23 protein-coding genes and 5 pseudogenes are annotated in these 22,974 nt (G+C 33.6%); 15 read left to right on the top strand and 13 right to left on the bottom strand.

The genetic code is table 11. The features are described 5' to 3' along the window. Positions 1 to 80: 80 nt before the first annotated feature. The 4 genes from OPS21_RS08095 (at position 81) to ccmA (ending at position 2,042) form a co-directional block, all read left to right on the top strand. Positions 81 to 242 carry a recombinase family protein gene (locus tag OPS21_RS08095; RefSeq protein WP_406719255.1) on the top strand — a complete coding sequence of 54 codons (162 nt, stop codon included), beginning with the start codon at positions 81 to 83 and terminating at the stop codon, positions 240 to 242. A 25-nt stretch (positions 243 to 267) separates the two neighbouring features. After that, positions 268 to 432 carry a recombinase family protein gene (locus OPS21_RS06210; protein ID WP_158619483.1) on the top strand — a complete coding sequence of 55 codons (165 nt, stop codon included), beginning with the start codon at positions 268 to 270 and terminating at the stop codon, positions 430 to 432. 99 nt (positions 433 to 531) lie between these two features. Next, positions 532 to 1,380, top strand: a complete 849-nt coding sequence (locus OPS21_RS06205) for a recombinase zinc ribbon domain-containing protein (protein WP_264336692.1) — start codon at positions 532 to 534, stop codon at positions 1,378 to 1,380. Between the two features lie 38 nt (positions 1,381 to 1,418). After that, positions 1,419 to 2,042: a heme ABC exporter ATP-binding protein CcmA gene (gene ccmA / locus OPS21_RS06200; protein ID WP_264330546.1), complete on the top strand. Its 624-nt coding sequence runs from the start codon at positions 1,419 to 1,421 to the stop codon at positions 2,040 to 2,042. A gap of 54 nt (positions 2,043 to 2,096) precedes the next feature. Here the strand turns inward: ccmA and OPS21_RS06195 are convergent. Beyond that, positions 2,097 to 2,358 (bottom strand): annotated as a pseudogene (locus tag OPS21_RS06195) (integrase core domain-containing protein); the annotation flags it as partial. 123 nt (positions 2,359 to 2,481) lie between these two features. Here OPS21_RS06195 and OPS21_RS06190 point away from each other — a divergent pair. The 6 genes and pseudogenes from OPS21_RS06190 (at position 2,482) to OPS21_RS06165 (ending at position 8,469) form a co-directional block, all read left to right on the top strand. Beyond that, the gene (locus tag OPS21_RS06190; protein WP_264336561.1) at positions 2,482 to 3,462 is read left to right on the top strand and encodes an IS481 family transposase; all 981 of its coding nucleotides are present in this window, start codon (positions 2,482 to 2,484) and stop codon (positions 3,460 to 3,462) included. 68 nt (positions 3,463 to 3,530) lie between these two features. Further along, positions 3,531 to 3,704 (top strand): annotated as a pseudogene (locus OPS21_RS06185) (transposase); the annotation flags it as partial. Between the two features lie 133 nt (positions 3,705 to 3,837). Next, entirely contained in the window at positions 3,838 to 5,466 is a 1,629-nt protein-coding gene (locus OPS21_RS06180) for a WH2 domain-containing protein (RefSeq protein ID WP_264336691.1), read from the top strand. Between the two features lie 140 nt (positions 5,467 to 5,606). Beyond that, positions 5,607 to 6,706: pseudogene (locus tag OPS21_RS06175) on the top strand (IS3 family transposase). A 132-nt stretch (positions 6,707 to 6,838) separates the two neighbouring features. Further along, positions 6,839 to 8,098: a proline--tRNA ligase gene (gene proS, locus OPS21_RS06170; protein ID WP_264336811.1), complete on the top strand. Its 1,260-nt coding sequence runs from the start codon at positions 6,839 to 6,841 to the stop codon at positions 8,096 to 8,098. Beyond that, positions 8,095 to 8,469, top strand: a complete 375-nt coding sequence (locus tag OPS21_RS06165; protein ID WP_007302804.1) for a holo-[acyl-carrier-protein] synthase — start codon at positions 8,095 to 8,097, stop codon at positions 8,467 to 8,469. The genes proS and OPS21_RS06165 overlap by 4 nt, the downstream gene beginning before the upstream one ends. A 52-nt stretch (positions 8,470 to 8,521) precedes the next feature. Here OPS21_RS06165 and OPS21_RS06160 read toward each other — a convergent pair whose 3' ends face one another. From OPS21_RS06160 to OPS21_RS08015, 3 genes and pseudogenes are all read right to left on the bottom strand, one after another. Continuing rightward, positions 8,522 to 9,256: a hypothetical protein gene (locus OPS21_RS06160; protein ID WP_006013937.1), complete on the bottom strand. Its 735-nt coding sequence runs from the start codon at positions 9,254 to 9,256 to the stop codon at positions 8,522 to 8,524. A 58-nt stretch (positions 9,257 to 9,314) separates the two neighbouring features. Continuing rightward, complete coding sequence (locus tag OPS21_RS06155) at positions 9,315 to 9,704, bottom strand: phage tail tube protein (RefSeq protein WP_007302803.1); 390 nt, start codon at positions 9,702 to 9,704, stop codon at positions 9,315 to 9,317. Then, positions 9,679 to 10,076: pseudogene (locus OPS21_RS08015) on the bottom strand (DUF3168 domain-containing protein). Before OPS21_RS08015 ends, OPS21_RS06155 begins: the two are co-directional and overlap by 26 nt. Positions 10,077 to 10,599: 523 nt before the next feature. On the opposite strand from OPS21_RS08015, the pseudogene OPS21_RS06145 reads away from it, so the two are divergent. After that, a pseudogene (locus tag OPS21_RS06145) lies at positions 10,600 to 11,699 on the top strand (IS3 family transposase). Between the two features lie 106 nt (positions 11,700 to 11,805). Here OPS21_RS06145 and OPS21_RS06140 read toward each other — a convergent pair. Both OPS21_RS06140 and OPS21_RS06135 read right to left on the bottom strand, forming a co-directional pair. Beyond that, on the bottom strand, positions 11,806 to 12,273 hold the full coding sequence (locus tag OPS21_RS06140) for a head-tail connector protein (protein ID WP_264336690.1): 468 nt from the start codon (positions 12,271 to 12,273) through the stop codon (positions 11,806 to 11,808). A gap of 102 nt (positions 12,274 to 12,375) precedes the next feature. After that, positions 12,376 to 12,654 (bottom strand): hypothetical protein, encoded by a 279-nt coding sequence (locus tag OPS21_RS06135; RefSeq protein ID WP_264336689.1) that lies wholly within the window; start codon positions 12,652 to 12,654, stop codon positions 12,376 to 12,378. A 681-nt stretch (positions 12,655 to 13,335) separates the two neighbouring features. Between OPS21_RS06135 and dut the strand changes: the two genes are divergently transcribed. Together dut and OPS21_RS06125 are read left to right on the top strand one after the other, a co-directional pair. Next, positions 13,336 to 13,797 (top strand): dUTP diphosphatase, encoded by a 462-nt coding sequence (gene dut, locus OPS21_RS06130; RefSeq protein WP_264336688.1) that lies wholly within the window; start codon positions 13,336 to 13,338, stop codon positions 13,795 to 13,797. Positions 13,798 to 13,865: 68 nt separating this feature from the next. Continuing rightward, complete coding sequence (locus OPS21_RS06125; RefSeq protein WP_264336687.1) at positions 13,866 to 14,543, top strand: hypothetical protein; 678 nt, start codon at positions 13,866 to 13,868, stop codon at positions 14,541 to 14,543. A gap of 101 nt (positions 14,544 to 14,644) precedes the next feature. Here OPS21_RS06125 and nusB read toward each other — a convergent pair whose 3' ends face one another. From nusB to yidC, 3 genes are read right to left on the bottom strand one after another with little or no spacing between them, the layout of a single operon-like run. After that, positions 14,645 to 15,127 (bottom strand): transcription antitermination factor NusB, encoded by a 483-nt coding sequence (gene nusB, locus OPS21_RS06120; protein WP_264336686.1) that lies wholly within the window; start codon positions 15,125 to 15,127, stop codon positions 14,645 to 14,647. After that, positions 15,127 to 15,555, bottom strand: a complete 429-nt coding sequence (locus OPS21_RS06115; protein WP_264336685.1) for a 6,7-dimethyl-8-ribityllumazine synthase — start codon at positions 15,553 to 15,555, stop codon at positions 15,127 to 15,129. Before OPS21_RS06115 ends, nusB begins: the two co-directional genes overlap by 1 nt. Beyond that, entirely contained in the window at positions 15,533 to 17,242 is a 1,710-nt protein-coding gene (gene yidC, locus OPS21_RS06110) for a membrane protein insertase YidC (RefSeq protein WP_265027612.1), read from the bottom strand. Before yidC ends, OPS21_RS06115 begins: the two co-directional genes overlap by 23 nt. Before the next feature lie 113 nt (positions 17,243 to 17,355). On the opposite strand from yidC, the gene OPS21_RS06105 reads away from it, so the two are divergent. Then, a complete protein-coding gene (locus tag OPS21_RS06105) occupies positions 17,356 to 17,880 on the top strand; it encodes a TIGR02281 family clan AA aspartic protease (RefSeq protein WP_264336683.1) in 525 nt (174 codons plus the stop codon). A gap of 39 nt (positions 17,881 to 17,919) precedes the next feature. On the opposite strand, the gene OPS21_RS06100 is transcribed toward OPS21_RS06105, so the two are convergent. The 3 genes from OPS21_RS06100 to dnaA all read right to left on the bottom strand — a co-directional run bounded on the left by OPS21_RS06100 (position 17,920) and on the right by dnaA (position 21,100). Then, positions 17,920 to 18,597 carry a hypothetical protein gene (locus OPS21_RS06100; RefSeq protein ID WP_264336682.1) on the bottom strand — a complete coding sequence of 226 codons (678 nt, stop codon included), beginning with the start codon at positions 18,595 to 18,597 and terminating at the stop codon, positions 17,920 to 17,922. A gap of 73 nt (positions 18,598 to 18,670) precedes the next feature. Then, positions 18,671 to 19,543, bottom strand: a complete 873-nt coding sequence (gene secF / locus OPS21_RS06095) for a protein translocase subunit SecF (RefSeq protein WP_264336681.1) — start codon at positions 19,541 to 19,543, stop codon at positions 18,671 to 18,673. A 174-nt stretch (positions 19,544 to 19,717) separates the two neighbouring features. Continuing rightward, positions 19,718 to 21,100: a chromosomal replication initiator protein DnaA gene (dnaA, locus tag OPS21_RS06090; protein ID WP_264336680.1), complete on the bottom strand. Its 1,383-nt coding sequence runs from the start codon at positions 21,098 to 21,100 to the stop codon at positions 19,718 to 19,720. 326 nt (positions 21,101 to 21,426) lie between these two features. On the opposite strand from dnaA, the gene OPS21_RS06085 reads away from it, so the two are divergent. Then, on the top strand, positions 21,427 to 22,164 hold the full coding sequence (locus tag OPS21_RS06085; protein ID WP_264336679.1) for a type I glutamate--ammonia ligase: 738 nt from the start codon (positions 21,427 to 21,429) through the stop codon (positions 22,162 to 22,164). Between the two features lie 3 nt (positions 22,165 to 22,167). Here the strand turns inward: OPS21_RS06085 and OPS21_RS06080 are convergent, their stop codons facing one another. Further along, positions 22,168 to 22,914, bottom strand: a complete 747-nt coding sequence (locus OPS21_RS06080; protein ID WP_264336678.1) for a hypothetical protein — start codon at positions 22,912 to 22,914, stop codon at positions 22,168 to 22,170. Between the last annotated feature and the right edge of the window lie 60 nt (positions 22,915 to 22,974).

Raw genomic sequence — 22,974 nt, 5'->3', positions numbered from 1 at the left:
ATCTGACAAATTAGTTGCAATAACCTCTATGAATCACACAACTAAATTATAAGACTGAAAATAATCCAGAGTCAAAATTATTGCTAGGAGTACAAGGATTAATCTCAGAATACGAATGTGCAAAGATAATGGAAAGAAGTCGAAGGGGAAAACTCCATGCAGCAAGGAAAGGGTGTATAAGTGTAATGGGCTTATGGATACCGCTATATAAAGCATGTAGTCAGAGAAGAAGCAAAGTTTGAAGTTGAAGAAGAGGAAGCAAAAGTAGTGCGTAAACTGTTTGAGTGGATAGGTCAGAGCTTAAAAGAAACTACAAGAAGGCATATTACTGCTCCAAAGGGCAGAAGAAATTGGCATTCAGGTACAGTGTGTAGAATGTTGAGGAATCCAGCATACAAAGGACAAGCAGCATTTGGTAAAACGAATCAATAAAAAAAGAAGTGAGAGCAATATGGAAAGTGAGGAAAAAAAGTTATTCCATTTATCAAACTGAGAAAAAGAATTGGATTCATATAGAAATACCAAATATAGTTGAAATTTGATATAGTACAAGAGCAACTATCTGAAAATAGAAAAAGAGCAAGAATGCAACGAAGTGGGAGAAGGTACCTATTACAAGGGCTAATGGTGTGTCAGTGTTGTAAATACATTTATTATGGAATGAGTAATGTTAAAGGAGGAAGAAGTTACTATCGATGCCCTGGAACGGATGCAAATCGTTTTGGTGGGAATAGAGTGTGTAACAGCAAATCAATACAAGTTGATATACTAGAAGAAGCAGTATGGGAAGAAGTAAAGATGGTACTCAAAGAACCAGAAGCAATGACTAAGGAATATCAGCTCAGACTCGTGAAACATGAAAGTACAGAGGCAAAGGATGAACTTGAAAAGCGTGCAAATAAAATAGAACAAGGTATAGAAAGATTAGCTTATGTATATGCAAGAGGTCATATAACGAAGGAAAAATATGACTTAGAAGTTGAGAGCATGGCAAAGGAGTTAAAAGGAATTAGAGATCAAAGGGAAGAAATGGTCGATGAAAAGAGGCTACAGAGGGAATTAGATTTTATCACAAGTAGTGTAGAAAGTTTTTCCTCTGAGGTTGAGTTGGAACTTAATCAGGCGGATTGGGAAACTAAACTTGATATAATAAGAAAATTAGTTCAACGCATTGAAGTTGATGATGATAACGTGCATGTAGTGTTTCGGCTGAAAGAACTCGCTCTCGAAAGGCAAAAAAAAAGTGTTCAACATTGTATCGGGAGTCCAGTGTCAAGTACTGGAATGACACCATCTGCTACCTACAAACCCAATGTTCGTACAGTTGTATGTCAAACACTGACTGTTTGTTGTGCAAGCTATCCAATGTTCATACACTGAAGTGTTTAGGCTCCAAGTTCTCTTTAAAGGTCCAATAGATGCTTGAATGTAAAAATCTATCCTGTGCTCGTAATAACAAAGTATTATTTAAAAACCTCAATTTTAAAGCTGAACCAAAATCAAAAATCTTAATCACTGGTCCAAATGGTAGCGGCAAAACCAGCTTAATCAGAAGTTTATCTGGACTTTTGCCGCCAGTGTCAGGTAATATAATGTACTGTGGAAAAGACATATATGATGACCTAAAATCCTATATACCTTCCATGGTCTATATAGGCCATAAAAATGCCTGTAAAGATAGCTCAACAGTTGGTGAAAACATACAATTCTGGGCAAGAATACGGAATACTAGAGAATTAATTATGGCAGCCGTTTGTTGCTTACAGTTGCAACCTGTACTTAATATCAAATATAGTGAACTTTCTGCAGGTTGGAAAAGAAGAGTTGCGCTTGCTCGCCTCTTAATTTCTAATGCAAACGTTTGGCTGATAGACGAACCATTTTGTAATCTCGACAGTGCAACGTGTGAATTAATATTAAATCTAATCTCAATACGCTCTGAGCAAAACGGTATAGTAATTATTACAGGACATAGCTCTACAGAACAACTGTGTGACTTCAAGACCATCGATATACGTGATTTTAACAGACCTCTTGTATAATTTTTTGCCTTAAAATTAACTGTAATAGTTTAGACTTGATCTGACAGGCATGAATTAACTGACAGAAGAATCGACGAAGTCAAAACCGATATCAGAATCTATTTTAATGTTATCAATATTTTTTTGGTAAGCAATATGCATACTATCAAAAAAGGTCTGCATAGCAGTACTTACCGGAATGAGGTCTAGTTCTGTTGTAAGAATGCAGCCAATCTAACTGAAGCTCCTCCAAAGTACTATAAATCTTTTTCCTAAAAATAATATTATAACATTCATCTTGCATAGTTTTATGAAGCCTTTCACATATACCATTAGTTGTGTGATTCATAGAGGTTATTACAGCAAAAATGTAAGATAAAATAAAAACTTTGACTTGTGATAGTTTAAATACCTTATTACAATAATATGAATAAATTCATCAACAAGAGGCAATCAGTAAATGGATACCAAAGTTAAGTTGCGTCTGAATTGGATAGAATTATACAAAAAATTAGGTCATGCAGGCAAAGTATGTCAACACTATAACATTTCACGCTTTACCTTACGAAAATGGTACAAACGTTATGAAAAGCTAGGTGAACAGGGATTGTCAAACCTTAGTAGCAGGCCTAAAACTTTACCCTTACAAAAAATCAACAAGTCAAATGAACAGCTCATTCTTCATCTGAGAAAAGCTAGAAAATTAGGAGCAAGACGTATTCAAGCTGAATTAAAGCGTTTACATGATATCTCTTTTGCATTGGCTACTATACACAAAGTTTTGAAGAAACACGATGTAAGTCTTTTACGTATTAAGCGCCACTATCGCAAGCAGATTAAGCGTTATAACTGCAAAGTGCCAGGAGAGCGTGTACAAATGGATGTTTGCAAAATATCTTCGGGGCTTTATCAATATACTGCTATAGATGATTGTACGCGTTATAAAGTTATCGCATTATACTCAAGGCGTACTTCAAAAAATACTCTGGATTTCCTAAAACAATTAAGGGAAAGGGCTCCATTTCATTGTCAAAGGATTCAGACCGATAGAGGACAAGAATTTTTTGCTTACGAAGTGCAAGAGTGTCTAAAAGAATGGAAAATAAAATTCCGTCCAATTAAGCCGTTTTCCCCACATTTAAATGGTAAAGTAGAAAGAGCGCAGCGTACAGATTTAGATGAATTTTATAGTAGCGTTAACATTAAGGATTATGAATTGCAAGTCAAGCTTAGGGATTGGGAAGAATATTATAATAAACAACGTCCTCATAGCTCTCTTCAGGGAAAGACTCCTTGGGAAAAATATAAAGAACTGGAAAAAACAATTCCTTGTCTAAGTGAAATACAAAAAAATTATATCTCATCAAAAGAAACATTTGTCATGCAAAATTACAAACATAACCAAGAGTTAAAGTCACTTCAAAAATATAAAACCTCTTAACAGGTATTTCAAGTTCAGACTTGATCTGACAAATTAGTTGCAATAACCTCTATGAATCACACACATTAAAGCGTACTGAGTTACATTCTTTTGCTATACTGCCAAAGAGATGGGTTGTCGAGCGTTCTTTCGCTTGGTTAGAAAAATGTAGACGATTGTGGAAAAATTGCGAGCGTAAACTTAACACTAGCCTACAGATGGTCGTTCTTGCTTTCACTTCTCTACTTCTCAAAAGATTTTAAACAGGTTCTTAGAAGACTGCTCCTCTCTCTTTCCTTTTTATTTTATTATCTTAGTATTCACTTACTCATAAATTATTGACAAGTACTAATAATTTAATCATCATTAATATAATATTAATAATGAGGAAGAAAAATGCTTACTAATAATAATAACACACCATCATCAGCTCCGCCACCACCCCCACCTCCACCACCTGCAGATTGGAGAAAAAATTGGAAGCCAGCGAAAAATAACGATAAAAATGAAAACACTCTTGGTAGTACTCCATCAAAAACCAGCAATAGCACTCAATTAAAAAAAGTTCAATCTAAGAGTCCTGTTCAACAATCACCTTTCAATTTTGAAGAGAGTTTAGTATTTAAGAAAATACAAGAAAAAAATAATGTGGATAGCGAAACTGCAGATGAAGGAAGCAAGAATAGTATTCATGTTAAGAATCCAGAAACCAGAAATAGCGCTCAGTCAAAAGAAGAAGATAATGCGAGTGACAAAACTAAAAATGACAGAAGCAATACTAAACAGGTTGTGCCGAAAAAACCTATGACTGGACAACATAATGGTGTACAGTCTGATAGTGAAAATCAAAAGTCATCTGTAGCAGAACAAAAAAAGGCAACTGCCTTAAAATATTCAATTGCTATTTTGTTATTGTGTACATCCGGTCCTGTAGCTGGAGTATGCACGTATTTCATCATTTCAGCGGTATTAAGTAGTGCTGCAGTGCCAGTGTCTTCTGCAGTTATTGCTTTTGTTTCTGCATCGGTTATGTTGAGCTTAGCTGCATATCTTATCAATTCACACCTTTCTGCAATAAACAGCGAGAAAAAAGTTGATCCTGGTAGAAAACAATCACAATATAGTGAATTGCAGAAAGAAACAGAAAGCTTGGGACATAGCAATACTCCTACATCATCACTTTCAGTAATAGCTGAAACACCCAGTGCACCGCCACCACCACCTCCTCCATTGCCACAAAATGCTGCACCACTACCATCTCCGCCTCCTCCTCCTACAGCTTCCAAGTGTACGGAGAAACCTAAGAATGGTGCACCGAAAAAGGCTAATGAATCTGAGCATGATCGTTCTGCTCTGCTTGCGCAGATAAGAGGAGGAGGTGTTAAGTTGAAACGTGTTAACAATGAGGTTAAAAATGCTAAGACACCAGGTAATAACAATGATGGGAAATCACAAGATTTTTCAGATGAATTGAAGGAAAAGTTTAAAAGTAGTAAGAGCAATGCTGAGCAAGAGACAGGAGAAGAGCTCGCTGCAAGAATTGAGAAGTCGATACAAGAGAATAAGCAACATACAATGAGGAATGCTCAATGTCATGATTCTGGGATAGCTAATATCCTGAAGAGGAGAGCAGCAATAGAATTTTCTAGTAGTGAAAGTGAAGTTTCTGACCACAGTGACAGTGATGATTGGAGCAATGATAAATCGAAAAAACCGAAAGAGAAAAAGCTGACAAAATCCAGGAAAAAACCTACTCCTTCAAACTCCCAACCAGAAGATGAAAGAGGAAGCAAGAGTCCTGACAGTGGTCATGAATCTGATGATAATGAAAAATCTAAACCTACATCTCCGTTACATTCTGTGCCAAAAGCAGGTAAGCCACTGGTACCGCCTAAGACTGCTGGTTTACAAACGAAATCTGAAGCTTCTTCTCCAACAAAAACAAATACTGTGGAGCTAGCAAGTAGTGAGATGCAAGAATCGTCTACTGTTTCTGTTCAGGAAATCCGAAAGAGATTTGAATAATAAGGAAATGTCAAGAAAAGCACCATACACTTTCCTTCCTTTTTAAAATAAGTTTACCTAAAGGCCTGATTATAATGCACCCCATAAACTAGACCAAAAAAAAATGGTTGATCCGAGTAGGAAGGTAAAGGGGTAAAAGTATGGCAACAAAAAAATATGAACCAGAGTTAAAAGCAAAGATAGCTTTGGAAGCAATAAAAAATCAAAAAAGCACATCTGAGATATGTAGTGAATATAAAATACCATCAACAAATCTATATGATTGGCGTGATAGAGTATTGGCAAGGTTAAAAGACCTATTTGTTGAAGAAAGTGAAAGTGCGAGAAAACAAAGAATCTTAGCGCAAGAAATAGAAAGTTTACATAAAGTAATAGGAGAATTGACAGTGGAAAATAGTTATTTGAAAAAAAAATTACTGAAATAAGCAAAAAAGATAGAGTAAGGTTTATAGAAAAAGATTCTGATCTATCAATTAGGAAACAGGCTGATTTACTGGGGATTTGCAGATCTAGCCTATATTATAGGCATATAATTAATAACGAAAGTGAAATTTGATTCAAGAAGTATATTTGGCTTCTGATTGCCGTTATGGATATCGTAAAATTACTGCTGAAATCATAGCGAGTGGAGTAGTAGTCAATCACAAAAAAATCTTAAGAATTATGAAAAAAATGAAGATTAGTGGGCTGTATTGTAGAAAAAGATGTAATACAAGTATTAAAGAAAAAAAGCATAAAATATATCCTTATTTACTCAAAGATTTGATTATTTGTAGAGTTAATCAGGTATGGGCTACTATATATTATGGTAGAAGGTAAGTTTGTCTATTTTGTGGCAATAATGGACTTGTATAGTCGCTATATTATTGCTCATTCATTATCACCATATCTCGATGCTGGATTTTGCCTTTATACTCTCAAAGAAGCTCTAAAACAAGGTAAACCTGAGATTTTTAATAGTGATCAAGGAGTGCAGTTTACTAGCTACAACTTTATTATGGAATTAGAGCGTGCTAATATTAAAATTAGTATGGATCATAAAGGACGTTGCTTCGACAATATATTTGTTGAGCGTTTATGGAGAACTTTAAAGCAAGAAGCTATATATTATTATAGACCAAATAGTATCAGAGATTTGAATCTTATAATAAACGATTTTGTTGGTTGGTATAACTATAAAAGGCGACATCAGACTCTACATTATAAAGTTCCTGCTGATCTTTATTATCATAAACAGTAAATGAATATATTGATAAATACTTTAAATGTGTGTCGACGTATTTATCAACATATTCATTTTAAAAATCGGATCACTTTGAAAAAAATGGTCTAGACAAATGGGTGCATTATATAGTACAATCAGATTTATCAAATGCGTTTATCTCAATATTACCTGCCAACTTTAAAAGAAACCCCGGCTGGTGCTGAAATTATTTCTCATCAATATTTGTTACGTGCGGGCTTAATCAAGCAGACAGCATCTGGAATTTATTCTTGGCTGCCGCTTGGTCTTTTGGTACTTAAAAATATTGAAAATATTATCAGAGATGAAATTGGTGCGATTGAAGTGTTAATGCCTTGTGTGCAGCCAGCAAGTCTTTGGCGAGAGTCAGGACGTTACGATGATTACGGCAAAGAAATGCTACGTATTAAAGATAGGCATGAAAGCGATATGCTTTTTGGTCCAACACATGAGGAGGTGGTAACTGATTTGATTAGAAATACGGTAAAAAGTTACAAAGATTTACCACTTTGTTTATATCAAATTCAGTGGAAGTTTCGTGACGAAGTAAGACCTCGTTATGGCGTTATGAGAGGCAGGGAATTTCTGATGAAGGATGCATACAGTTTTGATGTAGATTACGAAGGTGCACTGAATTCATATAATTTGATGTATAAAACTTACATAAAAATCTTCAAACGCATGGGACTTACTCCAATTGGAGTGAGGGCAGATACAGGACCAATTGGAGGAAATTTAAGTCATGAATTTCATATATTGGCAAACACCGGTGAGAGCACTCTATATTATGACAATAAACTTTTTGAATTACTAGAAAGCGAAGATATTGAAAGCCTGAAGAGCATATATGCAGTTGCAGACGATATGCATGATCCTGAAAGTTGTCCTATACCGCAAGAACAGTTAAATGTTAGCAAGGGTATTGAAATAGGGCATATTTTTTATTTTGGTGATAAATATTCGAAACCTATGAAGGCAAGTGTTACTTCTCAAGATGGAAAAAATGTTAACATGCATATGGGTTCGTATGGTATTGGAGTTTCAAGGCTTGTTGGCGCAATAATAGAAGCTTTCCATGATGATAAAGGAATTATCTGGCCAGAGGCAGTAGCTCCTTTTAAAGTTGGTTTGATCAATTTACAAACAAAAGTAACGGAGGCTGCAGATAAAATATACAAAGCTTTGAAAAGCGATGAAGTGCTTTATGATGATACGGACGAAAGTGTAGGAGTGAAATTTGCCAGAATGGATCTGATAGGCTTGCCATGGCAAATAATTATTGGAAAGAAAGCAGTAAGTGAAAATATAGTTGAAGTAAAAAATAGAGCAACTGGCAAGGTAGAGGAAATACAAGTTGAAGAAGCAATAAATCGCTTTAGCACAAAATGATATACGGTATTGGCACTGACATAGTATATATACCCAGAATATTGAGAATATCACAAAAATACGGGGAAAAATTTCTCAATAAAGTCTATACTAAGAAGGAGATAGAGATAAGCAAAAAATATAATAGCCAAGAAGTAAGGGCAAAATATTTTGCTAAACGCTTTGCTGCAAAGGAAGCTTTTGTTAAAGCGCTAGGCACTGGATTCAGCCAAGGAATTATAATGAAAGATATAGAAATATACAGTAATATCAGGGGAAAACCACATCTTGCTATCACAAAGGATTTCATCTCGAAAGACTACAAGATACACCTTTCTCTAAGTGATGATCAAGATTATGCTACTGCGTTTGTTGTAATTTGCGTTGAGTAGATATTGTTTAGTACATACGATTTCAAAAATTTTTTTGAAATTATACTTTGACCTACACAGATCGACCTTTCTGTGAATCCTGGTTTCTGCTTTCTTCAACTTGTTTTGCAAAAGACGTCTCTTGTGTGTTCATATGTTGAAGTGGTTTAGCAATTTCGCGCACAACAGCAGCAACTGCAGTTAAAAACGCCTTGAACAATCCACCTAAAACTCCACCAACTGCTTCTCTACCGTACATACGAGCTTGCTTTTCATTGTCATCAGCAGTTTCCCCTGCCCTCCTTCGTGGATCCATTCTATGAGCAATAACTGAAAACAACACCCCCCTAATTGAAGACTTCACTCGTGCTTTTGCCTTCTGAACATCCCCATCACTTGCTACTTCATGTTTTTCCCTACTATTCATTAGCTCCTTTTGTTGTTGAAAACTTAAGATCTCTTCCATCAGTTGTTTCTTTCTCTTTTCCAGAACTCTTTTCTTGGACTCTGATTTATCGCGAGTGTGTTTTGTGGTTTCAAGTTCTACATCAATATCCTCAGATGCTGCTTGGCTATATAAGGTTTCTATGAGCCTATCTATACTTCGCTTTACTTGCATAGTCCTTTCGTAACTATCTAAATTATCAACTCCTTCATCAATTTGACTTAAAATATCCTCGAAAGGTTTTAAATACTCTTTAAATTGCTCTTCGAGCTGATTTTCATTCTTCAAATTCCTTTCTCTTCTGTCATCGCTATTCTCTTCAACATTATCATCACCTTCTTCGAAAAGATCCTCATCGTTCATAATTTTTTTTAATTTATTCCTACTTATTATTATTGTATATGAAAAAATTAAATTAACACTAATGAAAAGTGTTCACAACTTCAGCACTGGCTAAAACTACAGTGAAGCTGTCAAAAGTGGCAGGATCATAATATCTCTCATACAATTCAACCGAACACCTGAGTTTTATCTTCTCCTTAGCATTAAAACTAATCTCATAATCATTATTAGAGTTTAACATTGCAGAATTACGCAATAATTCATCAGCCAATACTGAATTTAAAATGCCATTAATTTTTATTGTAATCTTTCTACTTCCAGCACAATCAAGCACTTTTCTCCAGCCAAAAGAGGAAATATCTTTCATCTCCTCTTTGTTATTACGCAAAGTAAACCTTAAGTTTCGTATATTATTCAGCACAACAAAATTATTGTCATGACCTTTAATTTTCAGCTGTAATTTGCTCATCGCTACCTCCTTGTATTAAAATATCAAAATTAATTGTTGAATGTAAAACTTCATCATGCTGATTCATAGCACAACTACTTTCTAAAATGGTCTCACTACTAATGCTCTTTACCACCAAGCTAACGTGCTTTATAGCGGCAAGCATACTGCCTATATAGTATATATGTCACATGAAAATCTTACTTTTGTAGCAAAGTTAGATAGCATATGCAGGTTAACATAATTTACTATGCGCAATCTCAGATAAGGAATAGTAACCTGCTTAGGCAGGTAATCATAGATGTTAGTAACATATTTCTTTAAATCAGAGTTTGCTTTTAATGCTGCATAAATACTATTATACAACTCATTTATAATTTGAATTTTTTCCATCTCACAGATACGGTTACGAAGATTGCAATTTGCAGGTACAACAGATGGTATCATCCTAGTGCTTACTGTACGAACATTATCTGTCAAGAAGATGTCATCCCATCCCCAGACACTGGTTCACTTTATAATGATGTCGTTCCAGTAGCTCTTTCTTGTCATCCCAGTGCTTGACACTGGGATCCAGGAATTTTATTAAGTTGGTAAGCATAAAAGTAGCCGTTTTATGTTAAAATACAACGTTTTGATGATCCTGAAAAAACTGGATCCCAGTGTCAAGCACTGGGATGACACCTTCCTTTATGGAATTAAGTTACAATGTTTTTACAGTAAGCGCTGGAATGACACCTTCCCTTATGGAATTAAGTTACAATTTTTGTACAGTAAGCACTGGAATCCAGTTTTCTTAACCAAAAACACTTCATTCTATAATGCAAAACCCATACTCACAAAACCTATAATGCACCCCATAAACTAGACCAAAAAAAAATGGTTGATCCGAGTAGGAAGGTAAAGGGGTAAAAGTATGGCAACAAAAAAATATGAACCAGAGTTAAAAGCAAAGATAGCTTTGGAAGCAATAAAAAATCAAAAAAGCACATCTGAGATATGTAGTGAATATAAAATACCATCAACAAATCTATATGATTGGCGTGATAGAGTATTGGCAAGGTTAAAAGACCTATTTGTTGAAGAAAGTGAAAGTGCGAGAAAACAAAGAATCTTAGCGCAAGAAATAGAAAGTTTACATAAAGTAATAGGAGAATTGACAGTGGAAAATAGTTATTTGAAAAAAAAATTACTGAAATAAGCAAAAAAGATAGAGTAAGGTTTATAGAAAAAGATTCTGATCTATCAATTAGGAAACAGGCTGATTTACTGGGGATTTGCAGATCTAGCCTATATTATAGGCATATAATTAATAACGAAAGTGAAATTTGATTCAAGAAGTATATTTGGCTTCTGATTGCCGTTATGGATATCGTAAAATTACTGCTGAAATCATAGCGAGTGGAGTAGTAGTCAATCACAAAAAAATCTTAAGAATTATGAAAAAAATGAAGATTAGTGGGCTGTATTGTAGAAAAAGATGTAATACAAGTATTAAAGAAAAAAAGCATAAAATATATCCTTATTTACTCAAAGATTTGATTATTTGTAGAGTTAATCAGGTATGGGCTACTATATATTATGGTAGAAGGTAAGTTTGTCTATTTTGTGGCAATAATGGACTTGTATAGTCGCTATATTATTGCTCATTCATTATCACCATATCTCGATGCTGGATTTTGCCTTTATACTCTCAAAGAAGCTCTAAAACAAGGTAAACCTGAGATTTTTAATAGTGATCAAGGAGTGCAGTTTACTAGCTACAACTTTATTATGGAATTAGAGCGTGCTAATATTAAAATTAGTATGGATCATAAAGGACGTTGCTTCGACAATATATTTGTTGAGCGTTTATGGAGAACTTTAAAGCAAGAAGCTATATATTATTATAGACCAAATAGTATCAGAGATTTGAATCTTATAATAAACGATTTTGTTGGTTGGTATAACTATAAAAGGCGACATCAGACTCTACATTATAAAGTTCCTGCTGATCTTTATTATCATAAACAGTAAATGAATATATTGATAAATACTTTAAATGTGTGTCGACGTATTTATCAACATATTCATTTTAAAAATCGGATCACTTTGAAAAAAATGGTCTAGACAAATGGGTGCATTATACTTCTGATTCACGATTTTTATAGAGAGCAGAAACATGCTGCATAATACCTAGCTTTATTTGCTCAGGAACGCTGTCATAGCCAGCTTCGTATACAACATCAGCCCTTATTATGTTCAAATAATTGAAAAATTCAATATAGCTTCCTATATCACTAAAATAATAACTAAGTTTTCTATTCTTATCAGTAGCCAATATTATTTTATTCACAGGACCATAGCTTAAATAGATTCTACGAGGTATATAACCTTCATATGAAACTTGCCACGTTTGCTTTACTAGAGACTTTTCCATATGCCACTGAGCATAATCAGTTGCCATAAAAATAAAACTTGAAATCAACTTATCATCTTGATCATTTTCAATTCGTAAAAAAGATTTAACCTCTCCTAAAGTTACTGGAAAAGATTTAGGCTTAGACTTACGTTGTATATTTATGATGGGATACTTTGGTCTTGTTGACATAACAACCCTCCTTTTCTATATATAGCTAAAATAAGTAAGACTTATCTATAAAAAATCTTACTTATTTTAGTTATCACTTAATATTAAATTGCAGCAGCAACTCTATCGTACAAGTATATTGAGAAGAGAACGTATTAACGCTGTTTCTCCTTTTTTTAGGACGGATTTTAGTAGATTGACATTCTGAGAATGAATGTTATTGAAAGTGAAGTTTAGCTCTTTAGCAAGTAGACTGCGAAATTTCTGCACACTTTCATATGCGATGTTTTCAAGTTCATGCGCAAACTTATCTTGAGCCGCAGCTGCTATGTCTTCTATTTCTTCATTGAACTCTTCTAGCTTTCTTTCCTTACCTTTAAAATTTTTTGCAAAAGTTTTCATATTAATTGGCCTCAACTATTCTTATAATTATAATGACAATAAAAAAACTACCGAAGTAAAAAATTCGTACTATGAAACTGCAAACAAAATCAGCACACCAAATCGGTTCGCTTTATAGCGTAAATCCTATCATCCTGATACTCTTTACTGTCATTCAAGTACCCCTTTTTTGTCATCCCAGTGCCCAGACACTGGGATCCATGTTGCTCACAAGCAAACTAGCATAGAAAGGTGGTACAACGTTTTCGATGAGATTGCAGAAAGGCTGGATTCCAGCATCAAGTGCTATCTCTATAGGACTCCTCACTAATCCAAAATATTAATAAATTTACTAATTATAAAAAAGGCAAAAGGATCCCCACTTAGTGAGTTTGACCCTATAATAATTTAAACTGGCGCTGTAATAATGTGCTAACGCTTAAAATAAGCGCGTTTTGGCTGAATGTAGAAAAAATAAAAAAGACATGCAGCCGCTATAATTTTATGTAATCCGCCAATAAGTACCTTAAGTTTTTTACTGAATTTTTGTTATTGAGCCTGCAGGTCAAAAACAAGTTTTGAGTCATAAATACCCTTAGTGTCATAATAAGGAAAGTTGGCAATATTTGTCAAGTAGTTTTCTTATCTTTTACAGGCATAATTTACATGCTACAATCAAATTTTCATAACTGGTGAATAAAAATGCAAAGAGACAAAATTAAAGTAGAAATAAAAAAGTTATCACACGGAGAAGACTTGTCTCTTCCATGTTATGCAACTACGCAGAGTGCTGGTATGGATCTTTATGCTGCATTGGACGACTCTATTATTTTAAATCCACTTGAGAGATTACTTGTTCCAACTGGAATTGTGATTGCAATACCAAACGGTTTTGAGGGGCAAATCCGCCCACGTTCTGGGCTTGCTGCAAAACATGGAATCACTGTCTTAAATTCTCCGGGCACTATAGACTCCGATTATCGAGGTGAAGTTAAAGTTTGCCTAATCAATCTAAGTAATCAGCCATATGAAATAAAAAGAGGAGATAGAATTGCACAAATTCTTATCACTCCTGTACCTGAGATAATTTGGAACAACATAGAAGAATTCTATGCAAAAGAAACTGCTCGCAATGAAGGAGGCTTTGGCTCAAGTGGTAGATAATTTATTGTTTATAAGTTGACAATAATAATTCTTTACATACAACTTTAATTAATTTAAATGAGGCAATTATGTTAATTTTTAAAAACCACCGTGGCCAGCTCCACAAAACAAATACTGCACTTTTAGTACTTACTTCTCTGTATGTTATAGGCGCAGCAGTAGCACTTTCATCACCATATTTGATGTCTTCAACTTATATACTTGCTCCACTTGCAGCTTTTGCAGCTACACCACTTGGAATGAGTGTTTTAGCATTTGTTACTGTTGCACTGATTAGTTTAGCAATATATTCCTTCATGAAAAATAATGAAATATCTGAACTTAAAGCTCCGAGAATTGTTGCTGGTAGCTTTCAAAGATACCTGATGTTGCAGGTAACAAATAAAGATCTTGAATTTATTGAAAAGAACTATAAGAACGAAAATGGTGAATATACTATAGATTTTACTAACTCAAAAGGCGAAGTATTCAAAGCTGAGAGTTATGGTCAGATCAGATATATTGGTAATCCTGATCCAATCTTGCTTGGCAACACTAAACTCCTTGATCTATATCAGCTATACAAGAAGAATAGTGATGGTATATTTGAAGAGATAAATTGCGGACAGGAGTTAGAAACGTTAGGTTTAGGAGTTGAGGAAAATGATGCTAAAGAAGTAACCATCAAATTTGTGCCAAGCTCAATTATTAATTCACCAAAAGTTGAACACGAAAAGTCAGAAAGATTATTAATCAGCCAAGTATAAAAGGAATAAGTCTTCCCTTCATTTTTTTTACTGTTAATGACTTAAACTTATTGTAGAAACTGTCTCAAAAAATAGATATTCACATACTTGTAAGAAATTTGCTAAGGATTTTTATTTAATTTAACTGCATCTTTTGCCTTATCCAATAACCCATTAATAAAACCAATTTCGCTTGGTTTATCAAGTAAATCAGATGCAATGTTAGTATACTCATTGATAACAACTGGAACTGGTATATCGCAATTAATCAACTCACATATTGCAACGCGCAAGATAGATAAGCTTATAAGATTCAACCGTGGGAGGGACCAACTTGGGTGTAAATAAGACTCTATTATTTTATCATATTCTTCACTGCTCTTTATAACCTTATATAACAAGTTTTCTAAGAACTGATGGTCAAATTCTTCACATTCAAATATATCTCTCAACTCATTTATGTAGTCCTTAAGCTCACAATTTTCCAGTTTAAAAGTGCTTTTGTTGTAACCTACGAAAATATTTGAATAAGCAATTTGTACAGCAAGAAATCTTGCCGTGCTTCTTTTGATGCGCCACTTTTTATCTACTGGTTTTTCCTCCATTATTTTAATTTATTGTGTAGATCCATCATATGCAAAACAGTTGAGGCTGCATGGCCACCAACGTTCTTTTTATTTTTGTCAGCTCTAATTAGTGCTTTATCTTTGCTGTCAGCGGTAATTACGCCCATACCAAGGGGTATTGCATAATGCATAATAACTTCATTTAAGCCTTCGATTACTCCTTTACAAACGTATTTATAATGATCAGTTTCACCGCGAATCACGCACCCAAGAGCTAAATAACCGTCATAATTAGCATTCTTGCTTTTTACTGCAAAGAGAATTGTAGCTGGTATCTCAAATGCACCAGGAACTTCAATTATGTCATAGCTTGCATGACTTTCTTTTAATCTATCGACTGCACCTTCAAGCAAAAGGTTTGCTATTTCAGCATAATAAATTGAATTAACTATTAGTATTTTCGACATTTACTACCACTTTTTTCGTTAAAAACAACTTTATTAATGATTGTTGAATTAAAGTTATAATATTACTAAATATCCAATATATTACCAGGCCGGCAGGAAAAGAAGAAAAAATAAAGACAGAAATGTAAGGTAAAAACTTCATAACATTTACTTGAATATCATCTTTACTGGTTTGATCGTTCTCACTTAGCTTCTGCTGAATTATCATGGTAGCGCCGAAAATTATAGGTAAAATGCCTATAGAAATAGGAAAGTTATAATTAAACAACCCAAATAATGTAAAGATGTTCGTTGGGTCAGGAGCTGAAAGATCCTTAATCCATAAAAAAAAAGGAGCATGCCTCATCTCTATAGTAACAAATAATACTTTATATAGAGCAAAAAATACCGGTATTTGTATTAGCATGGGAAAAATGCTCGACATTGGATTTACATTGTTTCTCTTGAACAACGCAATTGTCTCTTTGTGCTGCTTTAAGTTGTCATTTTTGTACAACTCTTTTATACGAGTTAATTCAGGCTGCAGGCTTTTCACCTTGAACATCGAAATATATGATCTATTAGATAAGGGAAGCATCAAAAGTTTGATTACTAAAGTTAGCAATAATATTGCTAAGCCAAAATTTTTCAAAACAAAGTTAAAATATTCAAGAAGTAAAAACACCGGCTTGGTTATAAAATAAAGAACACCAAAATCTACAGCCTTATCAAACAAAGGTATATTGAGAGTGTCTTTATAAGAATCAAGTAAATTCAATTTCTTTGCCCCAGCAAAAAAGTAGTTCAGAGTAGAAGCACTTGTACCAGGGAGTATGTGTGTGTAAGGTCTAACAAAATCTGCTTGAAACTTATCAATGTTATTAACATTCGTGTGTTTAATGCTCACATTTATTTTATCTGATTTCTCAGGTATGATGGCTGTAAGCCAGTATTTATCAGCAAAACCAAACCAATTTTTTTCACTCGTGCTTGCCTTTATTAAATGCTTCTTAGAAATATCCTTATATGTCCACTCCTTTAGCTTATTGTTAAATGCACCTAGTACTCCTTCATGTGATATCCAATAGGATTCGTTAATATTATCACGTTTACGATTGATTTTACCATAGGGAACTAAAACTACATTATCTTTTGTATTGTTTTCAATAATTTGCTCAACTTTAAACATGTAGTTATCGTCAAGGCTAATTTTCATTCTAAATAAAATGCCATTTTCATTATCCCAAAATAAATTGACCTCTTTTTGATTGAGTTTATTTGCTTGCCATACTGTTTTAGAATCTGGAACTTTAATCTTTTCATTCGGATCGAGCCACCCAAATTCTGCGAAATATACATCTTTTGATTCTGCAGGTGACAGTAACACCACTTGTGGAGAAGAAGAACTCGGTTCTAAGTGGTAGTTAGTTAGGATTAAGTCATCAAACCTTGCACCTTTCAGAGAAATTGATCCTTCAAGCATGTTATTGGTTAAATTAACTCTCTGTTCTCTAGTAGAATTAATAATTTCAGAACGATTTTGGTATATCATAGGAGCAAGGTCGTTAGAAGATTCGATATGTTCAATATTTTCAATCGATGGTTGGCTTTGGCTCGTGTTAAGAAAATTATCATAAATAATATGCCATAATACTATAATCAATATAGAAAGAATTGTTGCTAAAATTAAATTTTTTGCTTCTGACATGAAATTAAATCGAACATACCTCCTTAAAGTATATATTAAATATTGTACTAAAACAATAAAATTTACTTATTTTTAATAATAGCTTTTAACGCTAATCTTAAAAATTTACTCTTATGGCTTCAAATTTTAATAATATGAATGCAGCAAAAAATCTAGTTATTTGGCTACTGATAATAGTCATTACTGCAATGTTTATTGATTCACAAGGGGATAAACTAAGCAATAGGTTTCTGAGCACTTTTCTACCGTACAAAGGAAGGGTTCAAAATGGCGGAAGTATTGAATTTACAAAGTCATACGATGGACACTTTTATATTCAAGCTCAAGTCAATGATCGTAATATAACGTTTTTGCTTGATACCGGAGCAACTGATATTGTTCTATCGCAAAAAGATGCGTTACATGCTGGTATTAACTTACAAAACATTCAAGACTTTAAAATATATGAAACTGCAAAAGGTCAAATAAAAGCTGGAGTGGTTCAAATACCTCAAGTTAAAATAGGAAATTTTTTAATTAATGATGTGCACGCTAGTGTTAATACTCATTCTATGTCCCATTCATTACTTGGCATGAGTTTTTTGAGGTATTTTCATTTCACTATTAGAGACAATAAGTTGATATTATATCGTGACTAGAAAATGCTGCTTACATAAGCAGCATTCTGGTATTGATCTTTAAAATACATTAATCTCTAAATTGTGATCACCATATGGCTCCGTGTAGTACCTTATCTGGTAAGTACCATTATATTCAAGCGTTCCACTTTTGCTTTCTAAATCAATTCCTCTTGAAGTTTGATCTATACTCTCGATCTCAAGCCTGCTGCCTAAATTACCTAATCCTTTGTTCTCAACCTTAAAAGAGTCTTCTTCGAATTTTACTAACGCCTGTGTTTCCCCTTTATAAATATCGGTAAAATAAACATTACCAATTTTTTCATTATACCCAGAAAACCCTTTTATATTTACAATAGATTCTCCATCTTTGCTGGCAATATTTATATTTCTTTCCATATCCAAATCTGAGTATACCGGATACTCTGCGACATAATTTCCTTCCGTATCATCATTAACTTTAAAACTAAATAACTTATTAATTTCATTATCAATTGTACTTTTGCTAGAATCAAACTGAATATTCCCTATTTTTATCTGTTCTGTAAATCTGTAATCTGTATCTGGATTATGAACAGGCTGGCTAAACGGATTATGGCTTTTGGCGTTATACCTACACTTTAAATCATTTCCATCAAAATTGCACTCTGCACCATTCTTTAATTTAACATCGAAACTATCTCCTGATGAATTGAAATCGTCAATATCTTTCAATTGCAATTTCAGAGTATCTACCATAAAAAACTCCTTTATAATATGAATAATGAAAGCTATATACCAATTTTATTATAAATATATTAACATTTGTGCTTCATCTGCTTATTAAAGCTCTGCAGGTCAATATAGGAGCAGAAATAAATATTGCAGAGCAAGTGCCAACTGCAATGCCAAAAGAAATAACTAAGCTGAAGTCTCTGACCACACCTGTACAAATCAGCACTAAAGGAAGAGCGGCAAGAAGAGTAGTACCTGAAGTTAACATAGTGCGAAATAGGGTCGAATTAATGCTGGAATCAACTATTTCATCCATTTCTACATCTTTTCTATTTTTTTGATACTCTCGAATCCGATCGTATATAACCACTGAATTATTGATTGAATAGCCAATCACGGTAAGTAGAGCTGCAACTGATGAAATATTAAACTCAATACTCGTTAAGCTGATAAAGCCAAGAGTTAAAATTACATCATGAACCAGTGCCGTTATTCCACCAAGTCCACATTGCCAATTAAACCTAAGCCAAACGTAAAAAAATATTCCAATAATTGCAATTAACATGGCTGATATCCCTTCAAATATCTGTGTTGAACCTATTTGTGGACCAACATAGTCTATTTTGCGGTAAATTATTGCATTACCGAATTTTTCTTCCAGTATACTTTTGACCTTTTTAATTTTATCTTCATCTCCCTCATCTTTAAACCGCACAACTAAGTTATCACCAGCTTTTGAACTCTGTATCGTAAATCCATTCTCTTTTAATATATTAAGAATAGCATTATCCTCACTTGAGGATTTTATCTCTATTAAAACTCCACCTGTGAAGTCTATTCCTAAATTCACTCCATGTAGTACAACAGTAAGCACCGAAAAAACGACGAGAATAATGCTAATAAATGCTGTCATTTTTCCATATTTACTAAATTTGATATCAATATTGTCCGGAATAAGTCTAACTGCCATATTTCCTACTTAAATTTTGATTTTATATACTTTTTAAGCAATAGACTAGCTATTTTCTCTAGTTTTTTTAACCATTACTAATACTGACACCTGGCTCACCTAATCTAATGAAATAGAAAGAAAAGGATATTTGATCAAAGAAATTAAAATAGCCTGGTTATCATTAATAAAATACTACTTAAATATCTTTTTTAATAGATTGATTTCATCAGCAAATTTTGAGTCAGTTCTTATAAAATTTTCTACTTGTTTGACTGCATGTATAACAGTCGCATGATCTCTGCCACCAAAGTTTCTTCCAATATCTGGCAGGCTCTTTTGTGTAAACTTCTTAGCAAAATACATAGCTATTTGTCTTGGTCTTGCAAGACTACGGAGCCTTCTATTAGATTGCATATCTGCAACCTTTATGTTAAAAAATTCAGCTACTTTCTTTTGTATCTCTTCTATTGTGATTGACCTATGATTCGATCTAAGAAGATCTATTAGGGTCTCGCTAGCTGATTCTACTGTCATACTTCTTCCAATTAACGAAGTATGAGCAACCTTATTTAATGCTCCTTCTAGTTCTCTTATATTGGATTTTATATTCCTTGCTAAAAATTCTAGGACATCTTTTGGAACATAAATATTCATTCGCTCCACTTTGGCCTGCAATATACCAAGTCTTAATTCAAAAGTTGTTTCATTGATATCTGCAACTAATCCCCAACCAAGTCGTGATTTTATTCTCTCCTCTACTCCATCAAGATCACTAGGAGATCTATCAGCTGATATAACCAATTGTTTATTTTGATCTATCAATGCATTGAAAGTGTGAAAAAATTCTTCTTGTGTACTATCTTTACCACTGATAAATTGTACATCATCTACCATCAATACATCTACTGATCTAAATTGTTCTTTAAATAACATAATATCTTTACTCCGCAGCGCTGTAATATATTGATACATGAATTTCTCTGCCGATAAATATACTACTTTTCTCTTTGCTGATAGAGAATTAACTATATCCCAAGCTATAGCATGCATTAAATGTGTTTTACCAAGTCCCACTCCACCATATAGAAATAAAGGATTGCTGCCTGATATTGGATCTATAGATTCCGCTACACGCTTTGCCGCTGTAAATGCTAATTCATTTGACTTTCCTACCACAAAATTATCAAAACTGAATCTGGGATCCAGTGGTGAACCAAGATTATGATTATTTTCCTCTCTATTTTTTAGTATCGTATTAGAATTTGAATTTCTTTCTTCAATTAATTGAATATCAATAGAACATACACTTTGATCTTCGCTTTGCCATAATGACAATATTTTTTCCATGTAGTGAACTGTAATCCACTCCTTTATAAATCTTGTTGGTACAGACAACAAAACTTCTCCATTTCTGTTGCTGATAAATCTTAGTGAACTCAGCCAGCTGTTATATGTTGCCTCTCCATAAAGATTATGGAGATAATTTTGGATTTTTTCCCAAGTAACATTGTGGTCCGTTACTGTAATAATCTGATCAAAAAACATAGTAGAAACCTTAGGGTTAGTTAAGTTCATATACCACACCAAGAAAGAACAATAATCAGAAAGATGCAAGATAATCAATAGCTTACTGTAAGATAAAAAGCTAACACTACTTAATACATACCTAAAATTATGAGGATTTTTTGACGAGTTGTAAAGAGTATAAAAGCACTAAAATTGATCATTTTTTTGAAATAAAAACAATCAATTTGTAAATGTCGCTTGTACCGAGGATTAGAAGTATGTTATTAAAAAATAGTAATATATTATGTATAAATAAGATATTAAATTTACTGATAAATAAGTAAAGTACTTGTATAAATATAGCTGATTTAATATAAATTTATTGAAGTAAATTTGTGATTATATTAAGTAATTTGAGTCATAATACTGTATTCGGTATTGAACTGGAGTTTTACACTGAGGGAATAAAAAAAGAATATTTATTTCTGAATAGCATCAAAAATAAAATAGCTTCTCTTGGATTTTTTTGTGAGAAAGAGAGTTCTTTAAACCAATATGAAATAAAAAGTGACTGTTATACGAGCTCTGATAATTTAATTATGCATTTTGAGTTGGCAAAACAATTACTGATTGGAACAGCACAAGAGTTCGATGGTAATGTTTCTTTTAAAGCAAAACCTTATTTAGATAGAGCAGGCAGCGCACTAAATGTACATGTTAGCCTCATGGATTCAAATAATAATAACTTATTTTATAGCAATAAGCAAAAATATAGTGACCACCTGATTCACAGCATAGGTGGATTATGTGCAATGATGAAAAAACATATGTTGTTTTTTGCTCCAAATGATGATTCATATTTAAGATTTCAGTACCCAGATATTCATACTCCAACGACGATTAGTTGGGGAGTGAATAACAGAACTGCTGCAATAAGAATCCCCTATTTTGGCAACGATTCCAAAAGATGCCGCCTAGAGCACCGTGTTCCTGGAGCAGATTGTAACCTTGAAAAAGTACTCACAGCAATAATTGAAGGTATAGTTTTTGGTATAGAGAACAAAATTGCTCCGCCAAATAGAGTGTATGGCATTGCATCTGATCCTCAATATAAGATGGAGAGTTTGATATAGCAACTACCTGTTAAACCCTAACCCATTAAACTCCTTTGAGGTAATTGGCCATTCTAGCACTTTCCTCACATCATTATTTACATTCCCATACCGTAATAGCAAGTCTGCAGCAGATAGTTTCTGCGTACTTTTAGACTTAGGCCCTATATTGGGAAGGTTGCTTGGTGGCTGCTCAGGAAGTGGATTACCAAATACATCCATGTGTTCAGGAAGAGATTTCATCTGATTCTTTACAGAGCTAGAGCTATTTTGTGTAAGAGTTTTATCATCTGGCATGCCAAGAATAATTTTCTCAGGCACTACCATAGTTTTTGTATAATCAACAGGATTGCTATTTTCAGCATCTATAGTCACATGAATTGGTTCGCCAAACGCATTTATCGGGCCACCAAGTGATCCTTTCTCCATGCGTTCTTGTGCTCTTTTCCTTATTATTTCTTCTTCTAACTCAGTTTCAGCTCTTTCTGGTTCTTTTGCGGATATTTCTGTATCTTTTTCTTCACCTTCATCAACACTGCTATACCCTTCATCTCCTGAAACACCAGTAATTTCAGCAGGCTGTTCTTTTTTAGTTCTTATTTTATGAATCAACAAAAGTAATAAGTAAGTAACTGCAGCAGCAGTAACTATAATGGCTATCTTTGCAGCAATGTGAATCACTGTTAAAAATACTAAAGTTGATGAAACACCAACCAACCCAGATACGATCACTTTATTCTTGCCTTCTGTCACACTTAAAACTGCTACCATAATAATCCCTCAAATACCATACTAAAGTCATATTATATAGAAATTTTCTTACGCTTGCAA

This window comes from Wolbachia endosymbiont (group B) of Chorthippus parallelus (genome assembly GCF_947251815.1).
Taxonomy (GTDB): domain Bacteria; phylum Pseudomonadota; class Alphaproteobacteria; order Rickettsiales; family Anaplasmataceae; genus Wolbachia.
Note: the sequence above shows the minus strand (reverse complement) of the source record. Positions and strands in the feature narration are given on the sequence as shown.